The following is a 24,069-nucleotide window of genomic DNA, read 5'->3' on the forward strand; positions in this document are numbered from 1 at the left end:
AGTGCTACTTTTTTGTTTATAGATTAATATAATTTGCCATTCACAACGATATTTTGCCATATGCGTTGAGTAGGTGGGTAAGAATAGTTTTTTGGAATTGGAATTCTTTGTTTATCATTACCAATCCATGTACCTATTGTATAATTCGAAGTTAATCCCATGAACCATAGATTCGTATTATCGTTAGTTGTACCTGTTTTACCGCCTATATAGTTTAACGGCATATAGATATGTCTAGCAGTACCATTTTTCACGACAGAGTTTAACATGCTTCTCATTGTTTCGTTCGTTGATGGATTGTATACACGAATTGCTTTTGGCTCATTCTCATATAATACGGTACCATCTCTTAACGTAATTTTTTTAATAGCAGTATTTTCATAGAATACCCCATTGTTACCAAATGTAGAGTATGCATCTGTCATTTCTAATGGCGACATACCAACATTAAAGCCACCAAGAGCACGACCAAGCTCTATACGATCTTTATTTGTAATCGTTCTAAACCCGAACTTATCTAAGTATGAATATCCTACACGTGGTGTAAGTTGCTCATATAATCGAACTGCAGCTGTATTATATGAATTCTGCATAGCAGTACGTAGGGTTACATCTCCGTATTCTTTTTTACTATCATTTTTAGGACAATACGTGCCTTTACAGTAGTTATCTGCATTTACTTTTGTATCTGGAGTAGCACCAAAAGTTTCGATATATGGCGCATAAACTAGTATTGGCTTAATAGTTGAACCTGGCTGTCTATATGATTGGAATGCTCGATTTAGATTGTGAGGTTCATAGTTTCTTCCCCCAGAAATTGCAATAATTTCATGTGTATCATTTTTTACGACAACTGCAGCGCCCTGCGTATTTGTTGAGATTGTACCTCGATTCACTGCGCTGACTGTTGCTTGTTGAACTGATGGATTTAAGCTTGTATAGACTTTTAAACCTTGATTTTGTAAATACAATGCTCTTTCTTGAAGAGTTTTTAATTTTTTCAATTCAGTTTGTTGTGCGACTGATAGTTTACCAGTATTAAATTTTCCTTTTTTACCAGCTAAAATACTCTTCAGTTCAGATTCGACGTAAGAATAGTAATCAGGATATTCCTGTGTTTTACTATCTTTCTTTAGTGTGATCTTTTCTTTCATAGCAGCTGTATACTGTTGTTCAGTAATTTTTCCCTGATCTCTAAGAATACCTAAGATTCTTTCTTGACGTTTTTTAGCATTATTAAAGTTTCTCAACGGATCATATAAAGTTGGGTTATTTGGAATTGTACATACAAAGGCTGTTTGAGCAATACTCAAATCTTTTGCCGATTTGCTAAAATATGCTTTACTTGCAGCTTCAATTCCATAGTTTCGATTTGCAAAATAAATTGTATTAATGTACATTTCTAAAATTTCATCTTTAGAGTATTGCTTTTCAAGTTGTAAAGAGATTTGAATCTCTTTCATTTTGCGCTCGACTGTACGCGCTTGAGTTAAATATAAATTTCTTGCAAGTTGCTGTGTAATTGTACTAGCTCCCTGTTCTATTCCACTATTCGAAACATTCACCATAAATGCCCTAGCAACTCCAAATAAATCAATACCCTTATGTGAATAAAAATATCGATCTTCGGTAGAAATAAAGATATCTTTTACTAGTTGCGGAATATCACCGCTTTTTAAATTAATTCTATTATCACCAGAAGCAGGAATATAAAAAGGATTATTATTACGATCATAAAATACACTGTTCTGTGATAAAGAAACAACAGGCAGTTCTTCTACCTTCTTTTTGGGAATATGTTTTGAGGTCTCATATGCCATCATAGCTTGCTGAGATGTGAAATAAAAGACAAGAAAGCTTATTATAATAATAATAAATCCAATAATTTTTTTCATAATAGCCCTCTATATACTTTCTATTTTTTAATTCGTTTAAAGAATTAAATAAACGAACGATATTATTTTAACACGATTTTTCAACTTGATGGGCATCTTATGTTATTTTTTACACAAATTGGTTGTATTAATAAATAAGGAATAAAGTTGAAAATAGGAAATTTGTCTTACTTGAATATTCGCTAATCATATAAGACAATAAGTAAAAATCAGAAAATTTATTTTTCTGGAGGTGAGGAAATGAAAGAGCAGTTCCTGTTTATTGATTTTGAATTTACAATGCCCGATGGAAAATCAAAAGGAATTAAATTTTTTCCGGAAATCATTGAAGTTGGTTTTGTAAGTGTCATTAATGATGAGATTAATCAAACATATTCTTCATTTGTTAAACCACTGCAATTTCCAATGTTATCCTCAAGATGCAAAAGGTTTCTCAATATTTCACAAGAGAATGTTGACCATGGAATACAGTTAAAAGAACTTGCAGAAATATTAAATGAATCGACAAAAAACTATCGAACCACTGTTATTACTTGGGGAAATATGGATATGAGAGTACTAAAACATAATTGCGAGGCTGCCAATATTTCATTCCCAATTCATGGGGAAGTAAGAGATTTATGTCTTGAGTACAAAACCTTCTTCGGCAACCAAAATCAAACCGGCCTTTGGAACGCAATGAAAGAGTATGGGAAAGATGGAACTGGAAATCACCACAAAGCACTAGACGATGCATTAACGACCTATCATATTTATAAATTAGTAGAAAAAGATAAGCAATATATGAAAAAGCCTGCACCAGCGACCTTAGGAGATTTAATTGATTTTTCTTTATTAAAGAAAAGAATATCTTCATACTAAAAACCAATTGATTTTAAATCAGTTGGTTTTTTATTCTGTTGAAATAGGAAATGAACCTTAAGGAAAGCGAGCATCCCGCAGGAAATCACCAAGAAACAACTTAATTATCATGAGAATCTTTTGGACAATACTTCATTTTACTTTGATTATTATAGAATACTTTGTATAATTGGCAATGGGGTGATGGGACTATGATGGAGTTTTTATATTTTCCTGAAGATAAAACTGAATATATACCTGCCGTTATTTCATTAATTATTTTTATGATCGGTGCATTTTTAACTTTTTATTTAATAAAAAGAGTATCGAAAAAAGAAGAAAAGCGAATAACAGACTTAATGGAATCGAAAGAAAAAAAATCATTACGTGAATAAAATATTTCAAAATGGGGACTTACTAAGGAAGGTCTCTTTTTTTTGGAGTTACATCACATTTTCATCACATTTTTGTGATAGATTATTTTTGTGAAATTATTAACTACAAATTACTAATCAGAACAAGGTACGTTTAAAACATTCATTTTATTGATCTAAAATGTAAGATCTGTTTTAATTTAGCAGAATCTTAGGAGGTATTACATATGAAAAAATTATTAAGTCTATTAATTGTAAGCATTATGATAACTACAGGCTGTTCTAATGAGAAGAAGGAACCCGTAGTTGAAAAACCAGTTGATGTAAATATACTTCTGCCAACATCAGATATTAATTTAAATAAAGAAATTACTATACGTGCTGAAGTTAGTCAAAATCATAAAGCTGTTTCTGACGCAGATGAAGTACAATTTGAAATTGGTAAAAATGGTGAAGATAGTATTGCTATGCTTGAAGCAAAAAATGGTGCTGATGGCATTTATTCGGCTACATACAAATTTACTAACCCTGGAGATTATTATGTAATTGCCCATGTTACTGCTAGGGATCAACATTCAATGCCTAAAAAGGATTTTAAAGTTCAAACTACCTCTTCAACTAGTAATAGTAATGGTGAAAAGAAAGAGCATGCATCTCACAGTGGAAACGATCATCATGGAGATGTAATGATTCACTTAATGGGTACTGAAAATATTCATGTAAATAAAGAAAATCTATTTACGATTCATCTTATGACGAATGATGAAAAACCATTAGAAAAAGCGAACGTGAGAATTGAAACATGGAAAGATGAGCAAGCAAAACATGACTATACTGATGCAAAAGAAGTCGCACCAGGTGAGTATGAAGTTAAGTATACCTTTAAAGAAAAGGGAACAAATACAGTAAAGGTTCATGTTGAAAAAGACGAATTACATGACCATACTGTAAAAGAGCTTACTGTAAATTAATAATAACCTTGGCTATCCTATCTCTGATGAATAGAAGGATAGCCTCTTTTATGGGGGGATATTTTGAAAAAGATTTCGATTTTCAGCACGATTTTACTTTTCCTATTTTGTACTGGTTGTGTGTCAAATGATTTGACACATATTAAGACTTCGGAAAATATCCTTATTTCAGTAAATAAAAAAGTAGGAAGTTTAACGTTCCTAAGTTTAGATGATTTACATAAAGTAACAGATTGGAATTTAAATAGAGATGTAAGTGGAGCGGTATTATTACATAGCGGTGATGATATTGCGGTATATCATCCAACAAATCCAAAAATAGATATTTATCAACTATCAACAGGGGACCATGTTGATTGTTGGAATGTAGGTACAGGAATTACTAATATAATTTCCTTAAAAAGTAAACGAGTGATTGCTGTCACAAATGGAGAAGAGAATAACATTACATTTTTTAACCATAACGGTAAGGTGCTTAAAAAAATTAAAATAGGTAGAAGTCCAATTTCTATGGTTGAAGATACGATTCATCATAAATTATATGTTAGCTTGTTTAACGAACGAAAAGTAATTGGTATTAACTTAAGTAGTTTTAAAATTGAACAAACAATCGAAGTGCCGTACACATCGGTCGGTTTAATTTTAAACAACGATTCATCAGAACTATTTGTTGGGGGACACGGAAATGGTGAAGAGGAAAATGAGGATGTAAAAATATATTCAACTATTACTGGTAAGCAACAAAAGTCTCTTCATACGCCATTAATGCCTATTTCGTTTTTTCAAAATGAAGACGGATTGTTTACGATCGCCCATGGTACAAACCAAATTTATAAACTAAATCCGAATGTTGTTAATCAGACAAATTTTATTGAAGTTGGTTCGAATCCATATACGGCTATTGGCTTTAAACATAGTGCATATGCAGCAAGCTATGATTTAAATAAGTTGTATCAAATTAATACGACAACGATGAAAATTGAAAAAGAAGTTGCAGTTGGAAGAGGACCTTTTCAATTATTGATAAGAGAGGGCTTAAGTCATGATTGAAAGAAAAATATTGATTGTTGATGATGAACAAGAGATTTGCCAATTGGTTGGAATGTATTTAGAAAATAGCGGATATAGTTGGGACGAAGCAAACAATGGGGAGTCGGCATTGTCAAAAATAAGTCAATCAAACTATGATTTATTAATTTTAGATATTATGATGCCCATAATGGATGGATGGACTCTTTGTAAAAAGATAAGAGAAACATCTAATGTGCCTGTGATTTTTTTAACAGCAAAAGGTGAAGAGTGGGATAAAGTAAATGGATTAAAAATGGGAGCGGATGACTATATTGTAAAACCATTTAGTCCTGGAGAATTAATTGCAAGAGTAGATGCAGTTTTAAGAAGAACGAAAAATACTGATGCTTCTGTGTTACAGATCGGACAAATCATAATAAATGAAAAGTCTAGGAATGTTTTTGTCGCAAGCAAACCTATATCACTTACTTTAAAAGAATATGATTTACTTCTCTTCTTTTGTAAGCATCAAGACCAAGTTTTTAGTCGCGAACAAATTTTAGAAAAGGTTTGGGGTTTCGATTATTTTGGTACAGCTAGAACAGTTGATACACATATAAAAACATTAAGAATTAAATTAGGACAGGATGCAGATTATATTTCTACGGTTTGGGGTGTAGGGTATAAATTTGGGATAAACGGATGAGGAAATTAATCTATTCATTATCGTTTTTACAAAAGCTTTGGTTAACGATTTGTTTAATCGTAATTTGTACAACAATCTTTTTCTTTTTAATGTTTCAGTTTGCCTATAAGCAATTATATGTTTCATATGTTCGTTCCACTTTAATTCAAGAAGGTACAAGTTTAGTCAAACATTATCATAAAACGAATAATGTTAATGACTTTTCAGAGTTTGTTTCAAAATTTGATGCTGTTTCAAATGCCAATGTTTTATTTATTAGTAATCCAAGAGATTTAAGTGCATGTATCCCTTATAATGTTAGCCACGAATCTTTCATTACAGAAGATGATCGTGAAACTTTATTAAAAGGAAAAGTGATTACGAAAACCGGGTTCGAAAAAAGATTTAAGCATCAAATAATCGGTGCTGTAGTTCCGGTTGTAAAAAAAGAAAAACTTGAAGGGATTATTTATTTACACTTGCCATTAAGAAGTGTTACTGAATTAATTCGACAATCAAAATGGATCTTTATGGTAAGTACATTTTTATTTGCTTTTGTTATTCTTTTAATTGGCAGAAGAATCATAAAACAAATGATTAAGCCTTTATCAAGAATGGAGCATATATCTTATAAAATGGCAAATGGTGATTACACTGAACGTATCCATTACAATAGTGGTGATGAAATAGGAAAACTCGCGACTGCGTTTAACTCAATGTCTGATTCTTTGCAAAAAGAAGATGAAAATAGAAAAGAGTTTTTAGCCAATGTTTCTCATGAATTAAGAACACCATTAAGTTATGTTAAAGGGTATAGTGAAGCCATATTAGATGGTGTAATAAAACAAGAACAACAACTTAAATATGTTGGTATCATTCAAAAAGAGGCTAGTCGGATGCAAAGATTAGTTAGAGATTTACTTGATTTAGCTACATTAGATGGTCAGCAATTTCCACTTAATCAAGAACCTAACGTAATTGCGCAGCTGATTGAAGAGACAATCGAAACATATTCGCAGCTCCTCATTAAACGTAATATTAAAATTCATAAGAATTTAGATGAGACGATTATTGCAAATGTTGACCCAGATCGCTTCCAGCAAGTAATCCATAATTTACTTGATAACGCAATCCGTTATACACCTTCAGGTAAAACAATTTATATTACTCTTTTTCAAGATAAACAAGTCACTTTGGAAATATTAGACGAAGGAAAAGGGATCCCGTCTGAAGAGATTCCGCATTTAGGAGAAAGATTCTATCGGGTCGATAAAGCAAGATCTAGAAATGAAGGTGGAACCGGGTTAGGACTTGCGATCGTAAAGCAAATTATTGACCAACACAATGGTAAAATAAAATTCATGAATATAGATGGCAGCGGCTTAAAGGTAATTGTTACTTTGCCGATATTTGAATTAGAATAAATGCGAAAAGAGTCCATTATCGTGGACTCTTTTTCTTATACAAAATTTGATATACGTTCATAAATATGTTCAGGAATTTCTTCTGGAATTAAGTGCCCTGCTTCTGGATAAGTATATAAAGTTGAGTACCTTAAATCGCGATGCAATCTTTCCCCTACTTCTAATGGAACGACTTTATCCTTTTCACCCCAAATTAAAAGTGTAGGTACAGATATATTTTGTAAATCTTCTGGACTTAAATCACCTTCTCGATCACGAATCATCTTTGTTAATGCTCTAAAAATTTCATCTCGCAAAAAAGGTTCCTTGTATCCGTTAATCATCTCATCATCGATTAACTTCTGATCATGAACAACTGAAATTAGTGAATTCATAATACCTTGTTTAGCTAAATGCCTTTTTATATATAGATAGAAAAAAGGGAAATAAGATGAAATAATCAAATGTGGATTTGCCCTTCCTAAATAACCTGAGCTACATAATAAAACCACCTTTTTAACAAGCTCCGGTGCTTTTTTCGTTACATATAAAGCAATTTGACCACCCATAGAATGTCCGACTAAATAAATGTTTTGCAGATTTAAATGATTTACAAGAGAGATCACGACATTCGCAAAGTTATCATACGAATATTTAAAATTTAAATGTTTTCCACTTTTACCAAATGGGGGTAAGTCAATGACAACAACTACATGATCTTTTGAGATAAAAGGGATTAGTCTCCGGAAACTGAAGCAAGATGATAAAAAACCGTGAATTAATACAAATACTTTTGAATCTTGCTTATTGCTATTATGGTATCCGTAAAGTTCATAATAAACATCAAGTCCAGAAACCTTATATGTTGACTGTATTGTTCTAGAATGATTCATCATCCAAACTCTCCTTATTAGATTTTTGGATTATTATGTCCAAACGGGAGGAATACATTCTTTAACTAAGTAATGCTCTGTATGTCACCATATGATTTGCAAAAAGCTAAAATACTTTTAAATTATAAGTTTTTCGTCAATTCTAATAGAGACTGATTTTATTTAAAATAATTGAAATAGCCCAACCTTTAAAGTGACTATAATTAAGTAAAGGGATTTTTAAAGAAGTGCCATTTATGAGTGGAAGTAAGCAAACTTTAAAAGTTGGTCTGTGTGTGCTAAAATTTAGTTAGTGGAATTGAACGAAAATTAGGAGTGTTTTGAATGGCACAAAACTACAATATTGGAAAAATTTACACTGGTAAAGTAACAGGGATTCAAACGTATGGTGCCTTTATTTCACTTGATCACCAAACACAAGGACTAGTACATATTTCTGAAATTATTAATGGATATGTTCGAGATATTCGAGACTATATCTCTGTTGGGCAATTAGTAAATGTACGTGTACTGTCTATTGATGAAATGACAGGAAAAATAAGTTTGTCTTTAAAAGGAGCAAGTATCGATCAAGGATTTAATGGTGACGAGAACTTAAAACATGCAGCTAGACTATTAAGAGAGCTTAAACCAGATGGATTTAGCACCCTGCATAAAAAATTAAATGAATGGCTTCGCGTTGAGATGAAGAAAGAAAATATGACGAATTAAAAAGGAAGGGGATTAACCCTTCCTTTTTAATTTTTAGAAAAGTATAGATAGTAATGAGACTAATTTCGTCTGCAATTTATCTTACTTCATTTGTTTCAGGATGAGTTCCTAGCTCTTCTGAAGGTTTAAATAATAAGCCAAGGTTAATAAGTCCTGAAATACCAACGATACCATAAATAATTCGAGCAAAAGCAGAATCTGCACCACCAAAAATTGCTGCAACTAAATCAAATTGAAAAAATCCAATTAATCCCCAGTTTATAGCCCCAATAATTGTAAAAATAAGTGCAATACGTTGTAATGTACTCATATAGGTTAACCTCCTTTTTATTACCTTCTAACATAGCTTTCCTCATTTATTTTTGTTTATGTACTTAAAAACAAATCTCTTTTAACTTTTTGTTAATTTTTTCACATAAATATAGTTGCATTTACTTGCTTTCAATAATTTAATTAGGTACATTGTAAAGGTATTATAACTATTTAAGGAGGTTTGATGTATGACTTCTCATATTAAATTTGACTATTCAAAAGCGAAAATGTTTTTTCAAGATCATGAAATATCTTATTTAAGGGATGCAGTGAAATTATTTCACCATACAATTCATGAAAAAACAGGAGCAGGTAGCGACTATTTAGGATGGGTAGAGTTACCTAATGATTATGATAAAGAAGAATTTTCTCGAATTCAAAAAGCAGCAGAGAAAATTAAATCAGATTCAGACGTTCTTTTAGTAATTGGTATTGGTGGATCTTATTTAGGTGCACGTGCTGCCATTGAAATGTTACAACACTCATTTTTTAATATTGCTTCTAAAGAAGAAAGAAAAGCACCTCAAGTTTTCTTCGTAGGAAATAATATTAGTTCTACATATATGCACGATTTAGCTCAAGTTTTAAAGGATAAGGATTTTTCAATTAATGTTATCTCAAAATCTGGGACAACTACTGAACCAGCTATTGCATTCCGTATTTTTAGAAAGTTGTTAGAAGAAAAATATGGTGTTGAAGAAGCTAAACATCGTATTTATGCTACAACTGACAAAGCACGTGGGGCATTAAAAACTGTTGCAGATGAAAAGGGATATGAAACATTTGTAATTCCTGATGATGTAGGTGGACGTTATTCTGTATTAACTGCAGTAGGTTTATTACCGATTGCTGCAGCGGGTATTGATATTGAACAAATGATGAAGGGTGCACAAGATGCGTATAAAGAATACAACTCTTCAGAATTAGAAGATAATCAAGCGTACCAATATGCAGTTGTTCGAAATGTTCTATATAACAAAGGTAAAACGATAGAGATGCTTGTTAACTACGAACCATCATTACAATATTTTGGAGAATGGTGGAAACAATTATTTGGTGAGAGTGAAGGGAAAGATCAAAAAGGTATCTATCCTTCTTCAGCAAACTTCTCAACGGATTTACATTCACTTGGACAATATGTTCAAGAAGGACGACGTGATTTATTTGAAACAGTTTTATCTGTTGAAAATCCTCGTCATGAATTAACAATCGAACTTGAGGATAATGATTCTGATGGATTAAATTATCTTGCTGGAAAAACTGTCGATTTTGTTAATAAAAAAGCTTTCGAAGGTACGATATTAGCTCATGCTGACGGTGGAGTACCAAATCTAATTGTTTCATTACCTAAATTAGATGAGTATACTTTCGGTTATACAGTATACTTCTTTGAATTAGCTTGTGCGATGAGTGGATATTTACTAGGAGTAAATCCTTTTGATCAACCAGGTGTTGAAGCATACAAGAAAAACATGTTTGCATTATTAGGAAAACCAGGATTTGAAGAACTAAAAATGCAATTAGAAGAACGTTTAAAATAATAGTAAGGCAAAAGGACCGTTGTTAAATTTACTTTAACAACGGTTTTTTTATTGAAATTAAAATTATAATTCATGTTTTTACTTAATAAGAAAATACTATTGAAAAAGGAGGAGGTAAGTATGTATCCTTTAAAATCAAAATTAGAGAATGCAATATTTCCGCTTAATGAAATTGAGGGGAAATTAAAAAATCATGGATTTGTAATTGGAGCTAACTGGGAATATGATCATGGAAGTTTTGATTTATTAATGAGAGATGATGACGGGTATCAATATTTAAGATTACCTTTTAATGTTACTTCAGGTTCTTTAGATATGGATGGGGCTGTTATACAATTTGAGACACCCTTTTTATTAACTCATATTTATAATGAGGGGCTAGATGATAATGTTGGGATAGAGGGAAATTTAACTGGATCATTAAACCAGTTCCAAGAACCAATTGAGAAAGATGCAAAAGTTCCTAGAAAATATCAAATAAAAGGGTTTGAAATTCTGAAGATAATTGAAGATGAACTTTTGTAAAATAAAAGGAGCCAAATCTTTTGAATTGGCTCTTTTTTGATATCAATTATTAAGTCAGTAAAATAAGAAAATCATCTATTGTAATCTTAATATTTTTATCGGGTCTGATGATTGTTTGGTTATCACGAATGATTCCAATAATCATTTTATCGTTGTTTAATTCTTCAACTACAAGATTGAAATAAAATTTTCCAACCATTTTTTGTTCGACTTCCAATATTTTTACTGTAAAGTTTTCTAATTGATTTGTTAACTTAAGCACAACATCTGAGTATCCTCTATGCATAACCGAACCTGACATTACAAAGGATGTTAATAAATTTGCTTCAATTACTTCATTGGCACCGGCTCTTTTTGCGTTAATTACTTGATTTTTCGTTAAGATTTCTGCGATACAGTTAATTGATTGGTTAAGACCTTTTGTAGCGATGATTGTTAAGATTGTTTGCATATCTGCATCTTGCTCATTTTTATTTTGATCAGCTGTAATTAAGATTGTATTCGCAAATTTTATATTCGCTTTTTCTAAAACTGAGTCACTGGATGCAGAGCCTTTTATAAAGTGTACCTTTTCTAAATCGGGAGGTAATAATTTTAAGGTTTCATCAATTAATACAATATAGACTTGATTAGAAGATGCACGTAGTTGTTTAATAACATTTTTAACTCGTTCATTCCACCCTACTATTATAATATGGTTCTTTTTCGTAAATGTTAGTATTCCTCTGTAATCTGCGTCTTGGTTTCTAAAAGTTTGTGCCGCGAATGAAATCATATAATAAGAACCAAATCCAGTACCAAGTAAAATTAATATAACGGCAAAAAAACGTCCAACTGGAGATAGAGGCACGTAATCACCATAACCTACTGTAAATGTAGTTACAATTGACCACCACATACCATCCCAAACTGTAGGAAAAGTAAATGGCTCTGCGAAGTGGATGATTGTTCCGAAAATAGCTATTAACGATAATAATATTAAAGTAATTTTTAAAAGTGTATAGGATTTAAAATACATAGGTTGGTTACGAAATATTTTCAAGTCTATACCTCCATTACAATTTCGTAACACTTATTTTTACCAATAAGTAATAACTTATCACTACTATATACTTTCTATTTCAACTCCACGGATGTTTTCTATTTGTTCGATATCATAATAAATTTCAGTTGTTCTTCGTTTATTAAACACTAATAATTTCATTTGGACATAATGTTCATCATTAATTAGTCCTTTTATTTTTATATTCTTAACTGTAATATCTTGAGCGGTTATTTGGTCAATGACTATATTTATATTTTCTCTTCCTATTACTGTTAGCTTCAAACTTATATCTCTTTCTTTTAATCTTTTAGGGCCAAGTTTGTTAATTAAGTAAGGAATTAATTCAACACTTATAATTAATAAGCCTACTCCCGCCAGAGCCTCGACGTAAAAGCCAGCCCCAACAATTATTCCGATACCCGATGCGCCCCAAATCATCGCAGCCGTTGTTAATCCTGCTATTGTATCATTACCTCTTCGGAGAATAACACCAGCCCCAACGAATCCGATTCCTGATACTATTTGGGCCGGTAATCGTAAAGGATCCATTGTTATATTTAAATAATCACTTCCACGAAATGAATAAGCTGAACTAATCGAAACAATTGTTAATAGGCAACTCATAATTGAAATAACAAGGCAAGTCTTTAATCCAAGAGGTTTTCTTTTTAACTCTCTTTCTAGACCGATAACGGAACCTAACATTGCTGATACTAGTAATTTTATGAGGATATCTGGTTGAAGATCCATTTTCTAAACCCCTTTTCTATGTAGTTTATGGCTAATTCGACATTGCATATTACACTTCCTCCGTACTATAAATAATTTTTTTAAGATTTTATAAAAAAAAATGAAAAAAGGGCTTGTCATAAACTAAATCGAGTGTTATATTTATATACGTCGCCAAGATGGTTCGACAAAAAACGAAATAACGTTTTAAAAAAATAAAAAAAATGTTGACTCGCTTTTAAAGAGATGTTAATATGAAAAAGTCGCAAATGACGCGACGATGTGAACTTTGAAAACTAAACAAAACATGAAGTAAACGTCAATTATTAGTTTTTTGAGCAATACAAGATTTAAACTTAACTTTTATGGAGAGTTTGATCCTGGCTCAGGACGAACGCTGGCGGCGTGCCTAATACATGCAAGTCGAGCGGACTAATGGGAGCTTGCTCCCGTTAGTTAGCGGCGGACGGGTGAGTAACACGTGGGCAACCTACCTGTAAGACTGGGATAACTTCGGGAAACCGGAGCTAATACCGGATGACATTAAGGAACTCCTGTTCCTTAATTGAAAGATGGCTTTTAGCTATCACTTACAGATGGGCCCGCGGCGCATTAGCTAGTTGGTGAGGTAACGGCTCACCAAGGCGACGATGCGTAGCCGACCTGAGAGGGTGATCGGCCACACTGGGACTGAGACACGGCCCAGACTCCTACGGGAGGCAGCAGTAGGGAATCTTCCGCAATGGACGAAAGTCTGACGGAGCAACGCCGCGTGAGCGATGAAGGCCTTCGGGTCGTAAAGCTCTGTTGTTAGGGAAGAACAAGTGCTAGTTGAATAAGCTGGCACCTTGACGGTACCTAACCAGAAAGCCACGGCTAACTACGTGCCAGCAGCCGCGGTAATACGTAGGTGGCAAGCGTTGTCCGGAATTATTGGGCGTAAAGCGCGCGCAGGCGGTTTCTTAAGTCTGATGTGAAAGCCCCCGGCTCAACCGGGGAGGGTCATTGGAAACTGGGAAACTTGAGTGCAGAAGAGGAAAGTGGAATTCCAAGTGTAGCGGTGAAATGCGTAGAGATTTGGAGGAACACCAGTGGCGAAGGCGACTTTCTGGTCTGTAACTGACGCTGAGGCGCGAAAGCGTGGGGAGCAAACAGGATTAGATACCCTGGTAGTCCACGCCGTAAACGATGAGTGCTAAGTGTTAGAGGGTTTCCGCCCTTTAGTGCTGAAGTTAACGCATTAAGCACTCCGCCTGGGGAGTACGGTCGCAAGACTGAAACTCAAAGGAATTGACGGGGGCCCGCACAAGTGGTGGAGCATGTGGTTTAATTCGAAGCAACGCGAAGAACCTTACCAGGTCTTGACATCCTCTGACAACCCTAGAGATAGGGCTTTCCCTTCGGGGACAGAGTGACAGGTGGTGCATGGTTGTCGTCAGCTCGTGTCGTGAGATGTTGGGTTAAGTCCCGCAACGAGCGCAACCCTTGATCTTAGTTGCCAGCATTTAGTTGGGCACTCTAAGGTGACTGCCGGTGACAAACCGGAGGAAGGTGGGGATGACGTCAAATCATCATGCCCCTTATGACCTGGGCTACACACGTGCTACAATGGATAGTACAAAGGGTTGCAAGACCGCGAGGTGGAGCTAATCCCATAAAACTATTCTCAGTTCGGATTGTAGGCTGCAACTCGCCTACATGAAGCCGGAATCACTAGTAATCGCGGATCAGCATGCCGCGGTGAATACGTTCCCGGGCCTTGTACACACCGCCCGTCACACCACGAGAGTTTGTAACACCCGAAGTCGGTGGGGTAACCTTTTAGGGGCCAGCCGCCTAAGGTGGGACAGATGATTGGGGTGAAGTCGTAACAAGGTAGCCGTATCGGAAGGTGCGGCTGGATCACCTCCTTTCTATGGAGACATCATGAACCGATGGTTCATGTATGAAATGTTTCTTCATTGTTTTGTTTAGTTTTGAGAGTTCACTCTCAACATTTGTACCTTGAAAACTAGATAATGTCATTCATTAAACTGCGTAAGTTTAATTCAATTAGTTTTAAAATTAGTTAAGTTAGAAAGGGCGCACGGTGGATGCCTTGGCACTAGGAGTCGATGAAGGACGGGACTAACACCGATATGCTTCGGGGAGCTGTAAGTAAGCTTTGATCCGGAGATTTCCGAATGGGGGAACCTACTACTCGTAATGGAGTAGTATCTTTACCTGAATACATAGGGTACTGAGGACAGACCCAGGGAACTGAAACATCTAAGTACCTGGAGGAATAGAAAGCAATAGCGATTTCCCAAGTAGCGGCGAGCGAAAAGGAAGATAGCCCAAACCAAGAGGCTTGCCTCTTGGGGTTGTAGGACACTCTATACGGAGTTACAAAGGAACGGGGTAAATGAAGCGACCTGGAAAGGTCCGTCGAAGAAGGTAAAAACCCTGTAGTTGAAACCTCGTTCCCTCTTGAGTGGATCCTGAGTACGGCGGAACACGTGAAATTCCGTCGGAATCTGGGAGGACCATCTCCCAAGGCTAAATACTACCTAGTGACCGATAGTGAACCAGTACCGTGAGGGAAAGGTGAAAAGCACCCCGGAAGGGGAGTGAAAGAGAACCTGAAACCGTGTGCTTACAAATAGTCAGAGCTCGTTAACGAGTGATGGCGTGCCTTTTGTAGAATGAACCGGCGAGTTACGATCCCGTGCAAGGTTAAGTTGAAGAGACGGAGCCGCAGCGAAAGCGAGTCTGAATAGGGCGATTTAGTACGTGGTCGTAGACCCGAAACCGAGTGATCTACCCATGTCCAGGATGAAGTTCAGGTAACACTGAATGGAGGTCCGAACCCACGCACGTTGAAAAGTGCGGGGATGAGGTGTGGGTAGCGGAGAAATTCCAATCGAACTCGGAGATAGCTGGTTCTCCCCGAAATAGCTTTAGGGCTAGCCTTATGTGTTAGAGTCTTGGAGGTAGAGCACTGATTGGACTAGGGGCCCCCAACGGGTTACCGAATTCAGTCAAACTCCGAATGCCAATGACTTATCCATAGGAGTCAGACTACGAGTGATAAGATCCGTGGTCAAGAGGGAAACAGCCCAGACCGCCAGCTAAGGTCCCAAAGTATACGTTAAGTGGAAAAGGATGTGGAGTTGCTTAGACAACCAGGATGTTGGCTTAGAAGCAGCCACCATTTAAAGAGTGCGTAATAGCTCACTGGTCGAGTGACTCTGCGCCGAAAATGTAACGGGGCTAAACGTATCACCGAAGCTGCGGATTGATACCATATGGTATCAGTGGTAGGGGAGCGTTCTAAGGGCGTTGAAGCTAGATCGTAAGGACTGGTGGAGCGCTTAGAAGTGAGAATGCCGGTATGAGTAGCGAAAGACGGGTGAGAATCCCGTCCACCGTATGCCTAAGGTTTCCTGGGGAAGGCTCGTCCTCCCAGGGTTAGTCAGGACCTAAGCCGAGGCCGACAGGCGTAGGCGATGGACAACAGGTTGATATTCCTGTACCACCTCATTTCCGTTTGAGCGATGGAGGGACGCAGAAAGATAGGGTAAGCGCGCTGCTGGATATGCGCGTCCAAGCAATTAGGCTGATGTGTAGGCAAATCCGCACATCATAAGGCTGAGTTGTGATGGCGAGGGAAATATAGTACCGAAGTTCCTGATTCTACGCTGCCAAGAAAAGCTTCTAGCGAGGAAATAGGTGCCTGTACCGCAAACCGACACAGGTAGGCGAGGAGAGAATCCTAAGGTGAGCGAGAGAACTATGGTTAAGGAACTCGGCAAAATGACCCCGTAACTTCGGGAGAAGGGGTGCTCTTTTGGGTGTATGCCCGGGAGAGCCGCAGTGAAAAGGCCCAAGCGACTGTTTAGCAAAAACACAGGTCTCTGCGAAGCCGCAAGGCGAAGTATAGGGGCTGACGCCTGCCCGGTGCTGGAAGGTTAAGAGGAGGGGTTATCCCTTACGGGAGAAGCTCTGAATTGAAGCCCCAGTAAACGGCGGCCGTAACTATAACGGTCCTAAGGTAGCGAAATTCCTTGTCGGGTAAGTTCCGACCCGCACGAAAGGCGTAACGATTTGGGCACTGTCTCAACCATAGACTCGGTGAAATTATAGTACCTGTGAAGATGCAGGTTACCCGCGACAGGACGGAAAGACCCCGTGGAGCTTTACTGCAGCTTGATATTGAATTTTGGTACAGCTTGTACAGGATAGGTAGGAGCCTGAGAAGCCGGAGCGCTAGCTTCGGTGGAGGCGTCGGTGGGATACTACCCTGGCTGTATTGAAATTCTAACCTAGAGCCGTGATCCGGCTCGGAGACAGTGTCAGGTGGGCAGTTTGACTGGGGCGGTCGCCTCCTAAAGAGTAACGGAGGCGCCCAAAGGTTCCCTCAGAATGGTTGGAAATCATTCGAAGAGTGTAAAGGCATAAGGGAGCTTGACTGCGAGACCTACAAGTCGAGCAGGGACGAAAGTCGGGCTTAGTGATCCGGTGGTTCCGCATGGAAGGGCCATCGCTCAACGGATAAAAGCTACCCCGGGGATAACAGGCTTATCTCCCCCAAGAGTCCACATCGACGGGGAGGTTTGGCACCTCGATGTCGGCTCATCGCATCCTGGGGCTGTAGTCGGTCCCAAGGGTTGGGCTGTTCGCCCATTAAAGCGGTACGCGAGCTGGGTTCAGAACGTCGTGAGACAGTTCGGTCCCTATCCGTCGTGGGCGCAGGAAATTTGAGAGGAGCTGTCCTTAGTACGAGAGGACCGGGATGGACACACCGCTGGTGTACCAGTTGTTCTGCCAAGAGCATGGCTGGGTAGCTATGTGTGGAAGGGATAAGTGCTGAAAGCATCTAAGCATGAAGCCCCCCTCAAGATGAGATTTCCCATAGCGTTAAGCTAGTAAGACCCCTGAGAGACGATCAGGTTGATAGGTCAGAGGTGGAAGCGTGGTGACACGTGGAGCTGACTGATACTAATCGGTCGAGGACTTAACTAACAAGTTTGATGATGACATTATCTAGTTTTGAAGGTGCAAAAAACATTATAAAAAACTTCAAAAAAGTCATTGACTTTTAAGTGAAATTTGATATAATAGTTATTGTCCTTAAGAAATTGAATCAAGTGATGATAGCGAAGAGGTCACACCCGTTCCCATACCGAACACGGCAGTTAAGCTCTTCAGCGTCGATGGTAGTTGGGGGTTTCCCCCTGTGAGAGTAGAACGTCGCTTGGTTTATCATTATTCCGCAGTAGCTCAGTGGTAGAGCACTCGGCTGTTAACCGAGTGGTCGTAGGTTCGAATCCTACCTGCGGAGCCATTTTGGAGAGCTGTCCGAGTGGCCGAAGGAGCACGATTGGAAATCGTGTAGGCGGGTAACCCTGTCTCAAGGGTTCAAATCCCTTGCTCTCCGCCACATATTTACAGCACTATTGTACTGGCCCGTTGGTCAAGCGGTTAAGACACCGCCCTTTCACGGCGGTAACACGGGTTCGAGTCCCGTACGGGTCACCATTTTATTACGGAGGATTAGCTCAGCTGGGAGAGCACCTGCCTTACAAGCAGGGGGTCGGCGGTTCGAGCCCGTCATCCTCCACCATTTAATTAACAAAATAACTTTCATGGAACTATATTAAATAGTATCCACATTATCGCGGGGTGGAGCACGAACGAATATGCTTCGAAGAAATTACTTCAGCATACCAATCGAGCTGCTACTTGCAAAATCATCCTGAGATTGGGATGGTCTTAACAAAATAACTTTCATGGAACTATAAAAAATAGTATCCACATTATCGCGGGGTGGAGCAGTCTGGTAGCTCGTCGGGCTCATAACCCGAAGGTCGCAGGTTCAAATCCTGTCCCCGCAACCAAATGGTCCCGTGGTGTAGCGGTTAACATGCCTGCCTGTCACGCAGGAGATCGCCGGTTCGATCCCGGTCGGGACCGCCATTTAAGATGGCTCGGTAGCTCAGTCGGTAGAGCAGAGGACTGAAAATCCTCGTGTCGGCGGTTCGATTCCGTCCCGAGCCACCATCTTGAAAAATATGGCAACAAATAAATTTTAATACGCCGACTTAGCTCAATTGGTAGAGCACGAACGAATAAACTTCGTAGCAAGACCTCAGCGTACTTGTCGAGCAACATCTTGAAATTCTTACTGAGACAAGGACGACTAAGAAACGAACTAAATATGGCAATAAATAAATTAATACGCCGACTTAGCTCAATTGGTAGAGCAACTGACTTGTAATCAGTAGGTTGGGGGTTCAAGTCCTCTAGTCGGCACTCTTTAACCGGAGGGGTAGCGAAGTGGCTAAACGCGGCGGACTGTAAATCCGCTCCCTGTGGGTTCGGCGGTTCGAATCCGTCCCCCTCCACCATTTATAGGGGCATAGTTTAACGGTAGAATAGAGGTCTCCAAAACCTTTGGTGTGGGTTCGATTCCTACTGCCCCTGCCAATTAAATAAAATAATGGCGATCGTGGCGAAGTGGTTAACGCATCGGATTGTGGTTCCGACACTCGTGGGTTCGATTCCCATCGGTCGCCCCATATAATTTATAACGATTGCTCAAGTGAGTAATATAATTTATAATAAATTGAATATAGTATATAAAGTTCTTAATTAATGGGCTATAGCCAAGCGGTAAGGCAACGGATTTTGATTCCGTCATGCCCTGGTTCGAATCCAGGTAGCCCAGCCATTTATGCGGAAGTAGTTCAGTGGTAGAATACAACCTTGCCAAGGTTGGGGTCGCGGGTTCGAGCCCCGTCTTCCGCTCCAAATTACGGCGGTATAGCCAAGTGGTAAGGCAGAGGTCTGCAAAACCTTTATCATCGGTTCAAATCCGGTTACCGCCTTTTAGATTTTACCCCACGCCGGGGTGGTGGAATTGGCAGACACACAGGACTTAAAATCCTGCGGTTGGTGACAACCGTGCCGGTTCGAGTCCGGCCCTCGGCATCAAAAAAACCTCTTACTTTGTAAGAGGTTTTTAATTTCAGATTTGATTGGACAATTTGTCTTTCATATATTATAATTATTGTATAACTTTGGCGGTGTGGTGGAATGGCAGACACGCCTGACTCAAAATCAGGTATCTTCACGGATGTGCAGGTTCAAGTCCTGTCACCGCTATATAAATGCTAACAAAAAAAGCTTTGCACTAATTGTGCAAAGCTTTTTTTGTTTTTCTTGCACATGGCAAAATATCTCCAAATAATGTTGTCAGCTGATAAGAAACCTTTAGTGACAATGACAGAAATTGATATTAAACATTTTATATTGATCCTATGCAAGAAAGCGGATTGTAAACAACGTGCATTAACACGAGATTGCTAGCTAGTAAAAGAAGTCATGCGTTGCGATGATTTACTAGTACGCAAAGGAATTTACCAGTAGATAGTAAATCGTTCTACAAGGAATTTTTTTGAATTTTCAAACCAACTCTTTACAATATTAATGTTAAAATTATTATGAGTATGTAGACAAAAGGAGTGAGTTGCAATAAATAAATATTTGAAAATTGGTTTGTTGTTTGTAGGTTTGATTGCTGTTTCATTTTTATCTTGGAAAATAGTTAAAATTATTGTTTTTAAAAATGAATATCATGTTGCAAATATAAAATATGACAAAGAAAAGATTCCTCCAGCTTCAAAGGAAGGAGCAGATATTGCAAGAACACACGATATATTAAATAATTTAACTGGTTGGTTAAATTATCAACAATTCAAAAATCCAAACTCTCCAGCTTGGGAAGATAAAAAATCTGAATTGGAATCTATTCTCACATATTTTGAAAAAATACTTAGCAATGTAGATGAAAATAGCGATTTGCACGATGATTTAGATTTAGCTAACAAGTTAATGAAATTGGCAATTGATCAAAAAGACATGAAAGCTTTGTTGTATACTCATCGAATAATGCACGATTTAGACAACAAGATTAATCATACCCAAGGAAGAATTGTTGTTTTCAATAGCGCAAAAGCTGGAAATGGAAATGCAGAAAAAGTGGATGATTATATGGCTTATTTAAAAAATCAGAGATAGCTTAATGGCTGTCTTTTTCTTTTGTCCTAAAACACAGATTTTACTGCATTATTCTTGGAACTTTAATTGATTCTTCATCAGCATTAAATAATTGTCATATAGAGCTATTAACATCCACATAAAGAAAGGCAGCGAACATCTATATAGTCGCTGCCTTCTTTATGTGGATATTAGCAATCCTAACATTACATTTTTACATACTTACGTTTTTGCTTAAGCCAATCAAATTGTTTTGGATTTCTTTTATTTGCTAAAGTAACTACAAGACCAGTTGTTGCTATTAATAGGCTTGCAGCAGCTACTTTAATCGTAAATTGTTTTGCATCTTTTAATTTCTCATTATTGTATCGATCAAGTTCTTTAAGTGTATCTTGTGTAAGATCAATTCTGTCGTTTGTTTCTTCAATCAAACTACAGACACCCTCAAAACTTTCGACTAAAGGATTCTTTTCTTCTTTTACCAAAGGATTTGTCATAATTACTCTCCTCCTAAATTTATCCTATAAAGAAGAATTCTATGAGAAAATTCATTATACCTTTATTCAAATTTCTACAAATCTTTCAATAGCCTCTGCTGTTAGCTACTTATACTCTTCATCTGTTATTTTATATGGCTTTTAACAATTTCAATTCTCGATTTTTTCTTAAATTATGATAACATTTTCGACAAAATATGATTTTATTCTTGAATATGTGACATATTTATGATAAATTTAATTACAAGTTCATTAAAACCTACTAAATACTTATTTCATTTGTATTAGTAGTTTAGCACTTATAACTTGATAACAACGCAGTGTATTGATTCATTTGAGAACGATACATTGCGTTTTTTTATATTAAAAAGTCTATTATTACAGGCTTTTGTGTCATAATTAGATAATGAAATAATTTTCTGACTAGAATAGGAAATATAATTAACAGGCAGTTAGGTGATTCTTGTGAATATGAAAGAATTTCAAAAAGAATTAATTTTATATAGTAAAGAAATTGGAATAGATAAGATTGGATTTACGACTGTTGATCCCTTTTTAACATTAAAAAATCGATTATATAAGCAGCAAGAATTAAATTATCAATCGGGTTTTGAGACAAAGGATATTGAACGAAGAGTAGATGCGAAAAAAATAATGACTGAAGCAAATTCAATTATTGCAATTGCTCTAGCTTATCCATCTAAATTAAAAAATCCTCCTAAAAGTAAAAAGGGATCTACAAGGGGAATCTTTTGTAGGGCCTCATGGGGGGAAGATTATCATGTAGTTGTAAAAAAGAAATTACTTCAGCTTGAGTCTTTTATTTTATTACATTATCCGAATGCAAAGGTTCAATCGATGGTCGATACTGGTGAGCTAGTAGATCGAGCAGTGGCTGAAAGAGCGGGGATCGGATGGAGTGCTAAAAATTGTTCAATTATTACGCCAGAATTCGGTTCTTATGTATATTTAGGCGAAATGATTACCTCACTACCTTTTGAACCTGATTCACCTATTGAAGAGCAGTGTGGAGAATGTACAAAATGCCTTGATGTTTGTCCGACAAGTGCGATTGTTTCTCCAGGTCAATTAAATGCTAAAAATTGTATTGCTTTTTTAACCCAATCAAAAGAAATGATACCTGTTGAGTTTCGAAAAGAGCTGGGAAATCGCATATATGGATGCGATACATGTCAGACAGTTTGTCCTAAAAATAAAGGAATTAATTTTACTCATCATACTGAGATGGAAGCTGATCCGGAAACAGTAAAACCTTTATTACGTTCTGTATTAAAAGTAAGTAACAGAGAGTTTAAAAATCAGTTTGGCAAAATGTCTGGGTCATGGAGAGGAAAGAACCCAATTCAACGAAATGCCATTATTGCTTTAGCACATTTTAAAGATGAATCGGCATTAGATGATTTAAAGGAATTAGCGAAAAAAGATGCTAGACCGGTAATACGAGGTACAGCAATTTGGGCTATTTTTGAGATTGAAGGAAAGAACAGTACTCCATTTATTGAAAGTTGTTTACAAAAAGAGCAAGACGAGATTGTATTAAATGAAATTAATGCTGTTCTGTCAAAGTAATCGATAATGAGTGGTATAATCTCTTATTTTTCAACATCGTATAGAATAAGAATATATGTTGAAAAGGGGGATTATCTTGTTTAATCGTGAACTTTTAGAGTGTTATTTAAAAGAACGATTACAACTTTATTTTGGTGAAGGACATCGAAGTCATCCTATTCAAGAAATAGAATACCAGGCAATCAAGCGGAAAGTTGAATTATATAATAAGCGTAATATTTCATTAGTAAAAGTATATGGTAATCTTGATGTAAACAATATTTGGACTGATAAGGATGTAACGTATATAAATTATACATTCCATACGCGATATTTTTTAAAGCAAAAAGATTTATATTTTGAAGAGGATCAACATGAGAGACAGATCGCGATTAAAAAAGATGAAATCTTATATGACATTGCATTCCCAATTGATAATCAAGTTGAGAATTTTGAACTAGAAGAAGACGATTTAGATGAAAGTGAAATATTAGAACGAAATAACAGATATAACCGATTTAATGCTGTTAAATATGCTGAAACCTGGTGGGATGGTCATAATAAAGAATATCCATTGTATGCAAATGATTGTACAAATTTTATATCTCAATGTTTGAGGGCTGGAGGCGTTCGAATGGTTGGAATGCCAAAACCCGGGACAGGGTGGTGGTATAAAAATCATTCTAATAGTAGTTATAGTTGGAGAGTTGCTCACGCATTAAGAAGATTTTTACCTACGTCTAAAACTGGAATTATAGCACAAGAGGTGCCTTCTCCAAAAGATCTATCATTGGGGGATATTATTTTATATGATTTCGAAGGTGATGGAGTATGGAATCATTGTACGATCGTTGTTGCTAAGGATGAAAATGGTGAACCGTTAGTGAATGCACATACTGTAAATAGCCGTAAAAGATATTGGTCATATTATGATTCTTCTGCTTTTACGGAGAACATTAAGTATAAGTTTTTTCACTTCGTTGATGGCTTTTCTAACCCTCAAATGGAATAATACCTTACGAATGACG

General features: G+C 36.7%; 18 protein-coding genes, 16 tRNA genes and 3 rRNA genes. 31 read left to right on the forward strand and 6 right to left on the reverse strand.

Features of this window, described 5'->3' with window-relative positions; translation table 11 throughout:
- Nucleotides 1-23: 23 nt before the first annotated feature.
- Nucleotides 24-1,895: a transglycosylase domain-containing protein gene (locus ACSBO6_RS02700; protein ID WP_098845106.1), complete on the reverse strand. Its 1,872-nt coding sequence runs from the start codon at nt 1,893-1,895 to the stop codon at nt 24-26.
- 240 nt (nt 1,896-2,135) lie between these two features.
- Here ACSBO6_RS02700 and kapD point away from each other — a divergent pair, with 240 nt between their 5' ends.
- The 6 genes from kapD (at nt 2,136) to ACSBO6_RS02730 (ending at nt 7,200) form a co-directional block, all read left to right on the forward strand.
- On the forward strand, nt 2,136-2,756 hold the full coding sequence (gene kapD / locus ACSBO6_RS02705; RefSeq protein ID WP_098845105.1) for a 3'-5' exonuclease KapD: 621 nt from the start codon (nt 2,136-2,138) through the stop codon (nt 2,754-2,756).
- 191 nt (nt 2,757-2,947) lie between these two features.
- Entirely contained in the window at nt 2,948-3,130 is a 183-nt protein-coding gene (locus ACSBO6_RS02710; RefSeq protein WP_098845104.1) for a hypothetical protein, read from the forward strand.
- 206 nt (nt 3,131-3,336) lie between these two features.
- Complete coding sequence (locus tag ACSBO6_RS02715) at nt 3,337-4,080, forward strand: FixH family protein (RefSeq protein WP_098845103.1); 744 nt, start codon at nt 3,337-3,339, stop codon at nt 4,078-4,080.
- Nucleotides 4,081-4,143: 63 nt separating this feature from the next.
- Nucleotides 4,144-5,130 carry a YncE family protein gene (locus ACSBO6_RS02720; protein WP_098845102.1) on the forward strand — a complete coding sequence of 329 codons (987 nt, stop codon included), beginning with the start codon at nt 4,144-4,146 and terminating at the stop codon, nt 5,128-5,130.
- Nucleotides 5,123-5,797 carry a response regulator transcription factor gene (locus tag ACSBO6_RS02725; RefSeq protein ID WP_098845101.1) on the forward strand — a complete coding sequence of 225 codons (675 nt, stop codon included), beginning with the start codon at nt 5,123-5,125 and terminating at the stop codon, nt 5,795-5,797. The genes ACSBO6_RS02720 and ACSBO6_RS02725 overlap by 8 nt, the downstream gene beginning before the upstream one ends.
- Nucleotides 5,794-7,200 carry a sensor histidine kinase gene (locus ACSBO6_RS02730; RefSeq protein ID WP_498844111.1) on the forward strand — a complete coding sequence of 469 codons (1,407 nt, stop codon included), beginning with the start codon at nt 5,794-5,796 and terminating at the stop codon, nt 7,198-7,200. Before ACSBO6_RS02725 ends, ACSBO6_RS02730 begins: the two co-directional genes overlap by 4 nt.
- A gap of 35 nt (nt 7,201-7,235) precedes the next feature.
- Here ACSBO6_RS02730 and ACSBO6_RS02735 read toward each other — a convergent pair whose 3' ends face one another.
- On the reverse strand, nt 7,236-8,072 hold the full coding sequence (locus tag ACSBO6_RS02735) for an alpha/beta fold hydrolase (RefSeq protein ID WP_483295167.1): 837 nt from the start codon (nt 8,070-8,072) through the stop codon (nt 7,236-7,238).
- 324 nt (nt 8,073-8,396) lie between these two features.
- Here ACSBO6_RS02735 and ACSBO6_RS02740 point away from each other — a divergent pair, with 324 nt between their 5' ends.
- On the forward strand, nt 8,397-8,783 hold the full coding sequence (locus ACSBO6_RS02740; protein WP_098845098.1) for a CvfD/Ygs/GSP13 family RNA-binding post-transcriptional regulator: 387 nt from the start codon (nt 8,397-8,399) through the stop codon (nt 8,781-8,783).
- 76 nt (nt 8,784-8,859) lie between these two features.
- Here ACSBO6_RS02740 and ACSBO6_RS02745 read toward each other — a convergent pair whose 3' ends face one another.
- On the reverse strand, nt 8,860-9,093 hold the full coding sequence (locus ACSBO6_RS02745) for a DUF378 domain-containing protein (RefSeq protein ID WP_056468643.1): 234 nt from the start codon (nt 9,091-9,093) through the stop codon (nt 8,860-8,862).
- Nucleotides 9,094-9,283: 190 nt separating this feature from the next.
- Here ACSBO6_RS02745 and ACSBO6_RS02750 point away from each other — a divergent pair, with 190 nt between their 5' ends.
- Together ACSBO6_RS02750 and ACSBO6_RS02755 are read left to right on the forward strand one after the other, a co-directional pair.
- Entirely contained in the window at nt 9,284-10,636 is a 1,353-nt protein-coding gene (locus tag ACSBO6_RS02750; RefSeq protein WP_098845097.1) for a glucose-6-phosphate isomerase, read from the forward strand.
- Between the two features lie 120 nt (nt 10,637-10,756).
- Nucleotides 10,757-11,161: a YugN-like family protein gene (locus ACSBO6_RS02755; protein ID WP_098845096.1), complete on the forward strand. Its 405-nt coding sequence runs from the start codon at nt 10,757-10,759 to the stop codon at nt 11,159-11,161.
- Nucleotides 11,162-11,210: 49 nt separating this feature from the next.
- On the opposite strand, the gene ACSBO6_RS02760 is transcribed toward ACSBO6_RS02755, so the two are convergent.
- Nucleotides 11,211-12,203 (reverse strand): potassium channel family protein, encoded by a 993-nt coding sequence (locus tag ACSBO6_RS02760; RefSeq protein WP_098845095.1) that lies wholly within the window; start codon nt 12,201-12,203, stop codon nt 11,211-11,213.
- Nucleotides 12,204-12,266: 63 nt separating this feature from the next.
- On the reverse strand, nt 12,267-12,956 hold the full coding sequence (locus ACSBO6_RS02765; protein ID WP_098845094.1) for an MgtC/SapB family protein: 690 nt from the start codon (nt 12,954-12,956) through the stop codon (nt 12,267-12,269).
- A gap of 341 nt (nt 12,957-13,297) precedes the next feature.
- Between ACSBO6_RS02765 and ACSBO6_RS02770 the strand changes: the two genes are divergently transcribed.
- The 20 genes from ACSBO6_RS02770 (at nt 13,298) to ACSBO6_RS02865 (ending at nt 20,996) form a co-directional block, all read left to right on the forward strand.
- Nucleotides 13,298-14,848: ribosomal RNA gene (locus ACSBO6_RS02770) — 16S ribosomal RNA — on the forward strand.
- A 153-nt stretch (nt 14,849-15,001) separates the two neighbouring features.
- Nucleotides 15,002-17,939, forward strand: a 23S ribosomal RNA gene (locus ACSBO6_RS02775).
- A gap of 121 nt (nt 17,940-18,060) precedes the next feature.
- Nucleotides 18,061-18,176: ribosomal RNA gene (gene rrf, locus ACSBO6_RS02780) — 5S ribosomal RNA — on the forward strand.
- Together the 16S, 23S and 5S rRNA genes with 16 tRNA genes alongside form the textbook arrangement of a ribosomal RNA operon.
- Before the next feature lie 10 nt (nt 18,177-18,186).
- Nucleotides 18,187-18,261 (forward strand) — tRNA-Asn (locus ACSBO6_RS02785).
- Between the two features lie 4 nt (nt 18,262-18,265).
- Nucleotides 18,266-18,357: transfer RNA gene (locus tag ACSBO6_RS02790), tRNA-Ser, on the forward strand.
- A gap of 23 nt (nt 18,358-18,380) precedes the next feature.
- Nucleotides 18,381-18,455, forward strand: a tRNA-Glu gene (locus ACSBO6_RS02795).
- 9 nt (nt 18,456-18,464) lie between these two features.
- A tRNA-Val gene (locus tag ACSBO6_RS02800) sits at nt 18,465-18,540 on the forward strand.
- A 197-nt stretch (nt 18,541-18,737) separates the two neighbouring features.
- A tRNA-Met gene (locus tag ACSBO6_RS02805) sits at nt 18,738-18,814 on the forward strand.
- A gap of 3 nt (nt 18,815-18,817) precedes the next feature.
- Nucleotides 18,818-18,893, forward strand: a tRNA-Asp gene (locus tag ACSBO6_RS02810).
- Nucleotides 18,894-18,901: 8 nt separating this feature from the next.
- Nucleotides 18,902-18,977 (forward strand) — tRNA-Phe (locus ACSBO6_RS02815).
- A gap of 179 nt (nt 18,978-19,156) precedes the next feature.
- A tRNA-Thr gene (locus ACSBO6_RS02820) sits at nt 19,157-19,229 on the forward strand.
- A gap of 10 nt (nt 19,230-19,239) precedes the next feature.
- Nucleotides 19,240-19,324: transfer RNA gene (locus ACSBO6_RS02825), tRNA-Tyr, on the forward strand.
- A gap of 5 nt (nt 19,325-19,329) precedes the next feature.
- A tRNA-Trp gene (locus tag ACSBO6_RS02830) sits at nt 19,330-19,403 on the forward strand.
- 16 nt (nt 19,404-19,419) lie between these two features.
- Nucleotides 19,420-19,495: transfer RNA gene (locus ACSBO6_RS02835), tRNA-His, on the forward strand.
- A gap of 77 nt (nt 19,496-19,572) precedes the next feature.
- Nucleotides 19,573-19,647: transfer RNA gene (locus ACSBO6_RS02840), tRNA-Gln, on the forward strand.
- A 5-nt stretch (nt 19,648-19,652) separates the two neighbouring features.
- A tRNA-Gly gene (locus ACSBO6_RS02845) sits at nt 19,653-19,727 on the forward strand.
- Nucleotides 19,728-19,733: 6 nt separating this feature from the next.
- Nucleotides 19,734-19,804: transfer RNA gene (locus ACSBO6_RS02850), tRNA-Cys, on the forward strand.
- Nucleotides 19,805-19,821: 17 nt separating this feature from the next.
- Nucleotides 19,822-19,907 (forward strand) — tRNA-Leu (locus tag ACSBO6_RS02855).
- A 91-nt stretch (nt 19,908-19,998) separates the two neighbouring features.
- Nucleotides 19,999-20,081: transfer RNA gene (locus tag ACSBO6_RS02860), tRNA-Leu, on the forward strand.
- A 381-nt stretch (nt 20,082-20,462) separates the two neighbouring features.
- Nucleotides 20,463-20,996 (forward strand): hypothetical protein, encoded by a 534-nt coding sequence (locus tag ACSBO6_RS02865; RefSeq protein ID WP_098847076.1) that lies wholly within the window; start codon nt 20,463-20,465, stop codon nt 20,994-20,996.
- Between the two features lie 185 nt (nt 20,997-21,181).
- Here the strand turns inward: ACSBO6_RS02865 and ACSBO6_RS02870 are convergent, their stop codons facing one another.
- Complete coding sequence (locus ACSBO6_RS02870; protein WP_098847075.1) at nt 21,182-21,472, reverse strand: hypothetical protein; 291 nt, start codon at nt 21,470-21,472, stop codon at nt 21,182-21,184.
- Between the two features lie 465 nt (nt 21,473-21,937).
- On the opposite strand from ACSBO6_RS02870, the gene queG reads away from it, so the two are divergent.
- The gene (gene queG / locus ACSBO6_RS02875) at nt 21,938-23,062 is read left to right on the forward strand and encodes a tRNA epoxyqueuosine(34) reductase QueG (protein ID WP_498844112.1); all 1,125 of its coding nucleotides are present in this window, start codon (nt 21,938-21,940) and stop codon (nt 23,060-23,062) included.
- Between the two features lie 76 nt (nt 23,063-23,138).
- Nucleotides 23,139-24,053 carry an amidase domain-containing protein gene (locus ACSBO6_RS02880; protein ID WP_498844113.1) on the forward strand — a complete coding sequence of 305 codons (915 nt, stop codon included), beginning with the start codon at nt 23,139-23,141 and terminating at the stop codon, nt 24,051-24,053.
- Nucleotides 24,054-24,069: the final 16 nt, after the last annotated feature.

The sequence above is a fragment of the Bacillus sp. AL-1R genome (assembly GCF_052180195.1).
GTDB lineage: Bacteria > Bacillota > Bacilli > Bacillales > Bacillaceae_G > Gottfriedia.

Bases quoted from the DNA above. Each gene is read 5' to 3' on its own strand.
- ACSBO6_RS02725 (WP_098845101.1), top strand. From the start codon at position 5,123: ATGATTGAAAGAAAAATATTGATTGTTGATGATGAACAAGAGATTTGC.
- ACSBO6_RS02740 (WP_098845098.1), top strand. From the start codon at position 8,397: ATGGCACAAAACTACAATATTGGAAAAATTTACACTGGTAAAGTAACA.
- ACSBO6_RS02710 (WP_098845104.1), top strand. From the start codon at position 2,948: ATGATGGAGTTTTTATATTTTCCTGAAGATAAAACTGAATATATACCT.
- ACSBO6_RS02765 (WP_098845094.1), bottom strand. From the start codon at position 12,956: ATGGATCTTCAACCAGATATCCTCATAAAATTACTAGTATCAGCAATG.
- ACSBO6_RS02755 (WP_098845096.1), top strand. From the start codon at position 10,757: ATGTATCCTTTAAAATCAAAATTAGAGAATGCAATATTTCCGCTTAAT.
- ACSBO6_RS02715 (WP_098845103.1), top strand. From the start codon at position 3,337: ATGAAAAAATTATTAAGTCTATTAATTGTAAGCATTATGATAACTACA.
- ACSBO6_RS02870 (WP_098847075.1), bottom strand. From the start codon at position 21,472: ATGACAAATCCTTTGGTAAAAGAAGAAAAGAATCCTTTAGTCGAAAGT.
- ACSBO6_RS02730 (WP_498844111.1), top strand. From the start codon at position 5,794: ATGAGGAAATTAATCTATTCATTATCGTTTTTACAAAAGCTTTGGTTA.
- ACSBO6_RS02750 (WP_098845097.1), top strand. From the start codon at position 9,284: ATGACTTCTCATATTAAATTTGACTATTCAAAAGCGAAAATGTTTTTT.
- ACSBO6_RS02735 (WP_483295167.1), bottom strand. From the start codon at position 8,072: ATGAATCATTCTAGAACAATACAGTCAACATATAAGGTTTCTGGACTT.
- ACSBO6_RS02700 (WP_098845106.1), bottom strand. From the start codon at position 1,895: ATGAAAAAAATTATTGGATTTATTATTATTATAATAAGCTTTCTTGTC.
- ACSBO6_RS02745 (WP_056468643.1), bottom strand. From the start codon at position 9,093: ATGAGTACATTACAACGTATTGCACTTATTTTTACAATTATTGGGGCT.
- kapD (WP_098845105.1), top strand. From the start codon at position 2,136: ATGAAAGAGCAGTTCCTGTTTATTGATTTTGAATTTACAATGCCCGAT.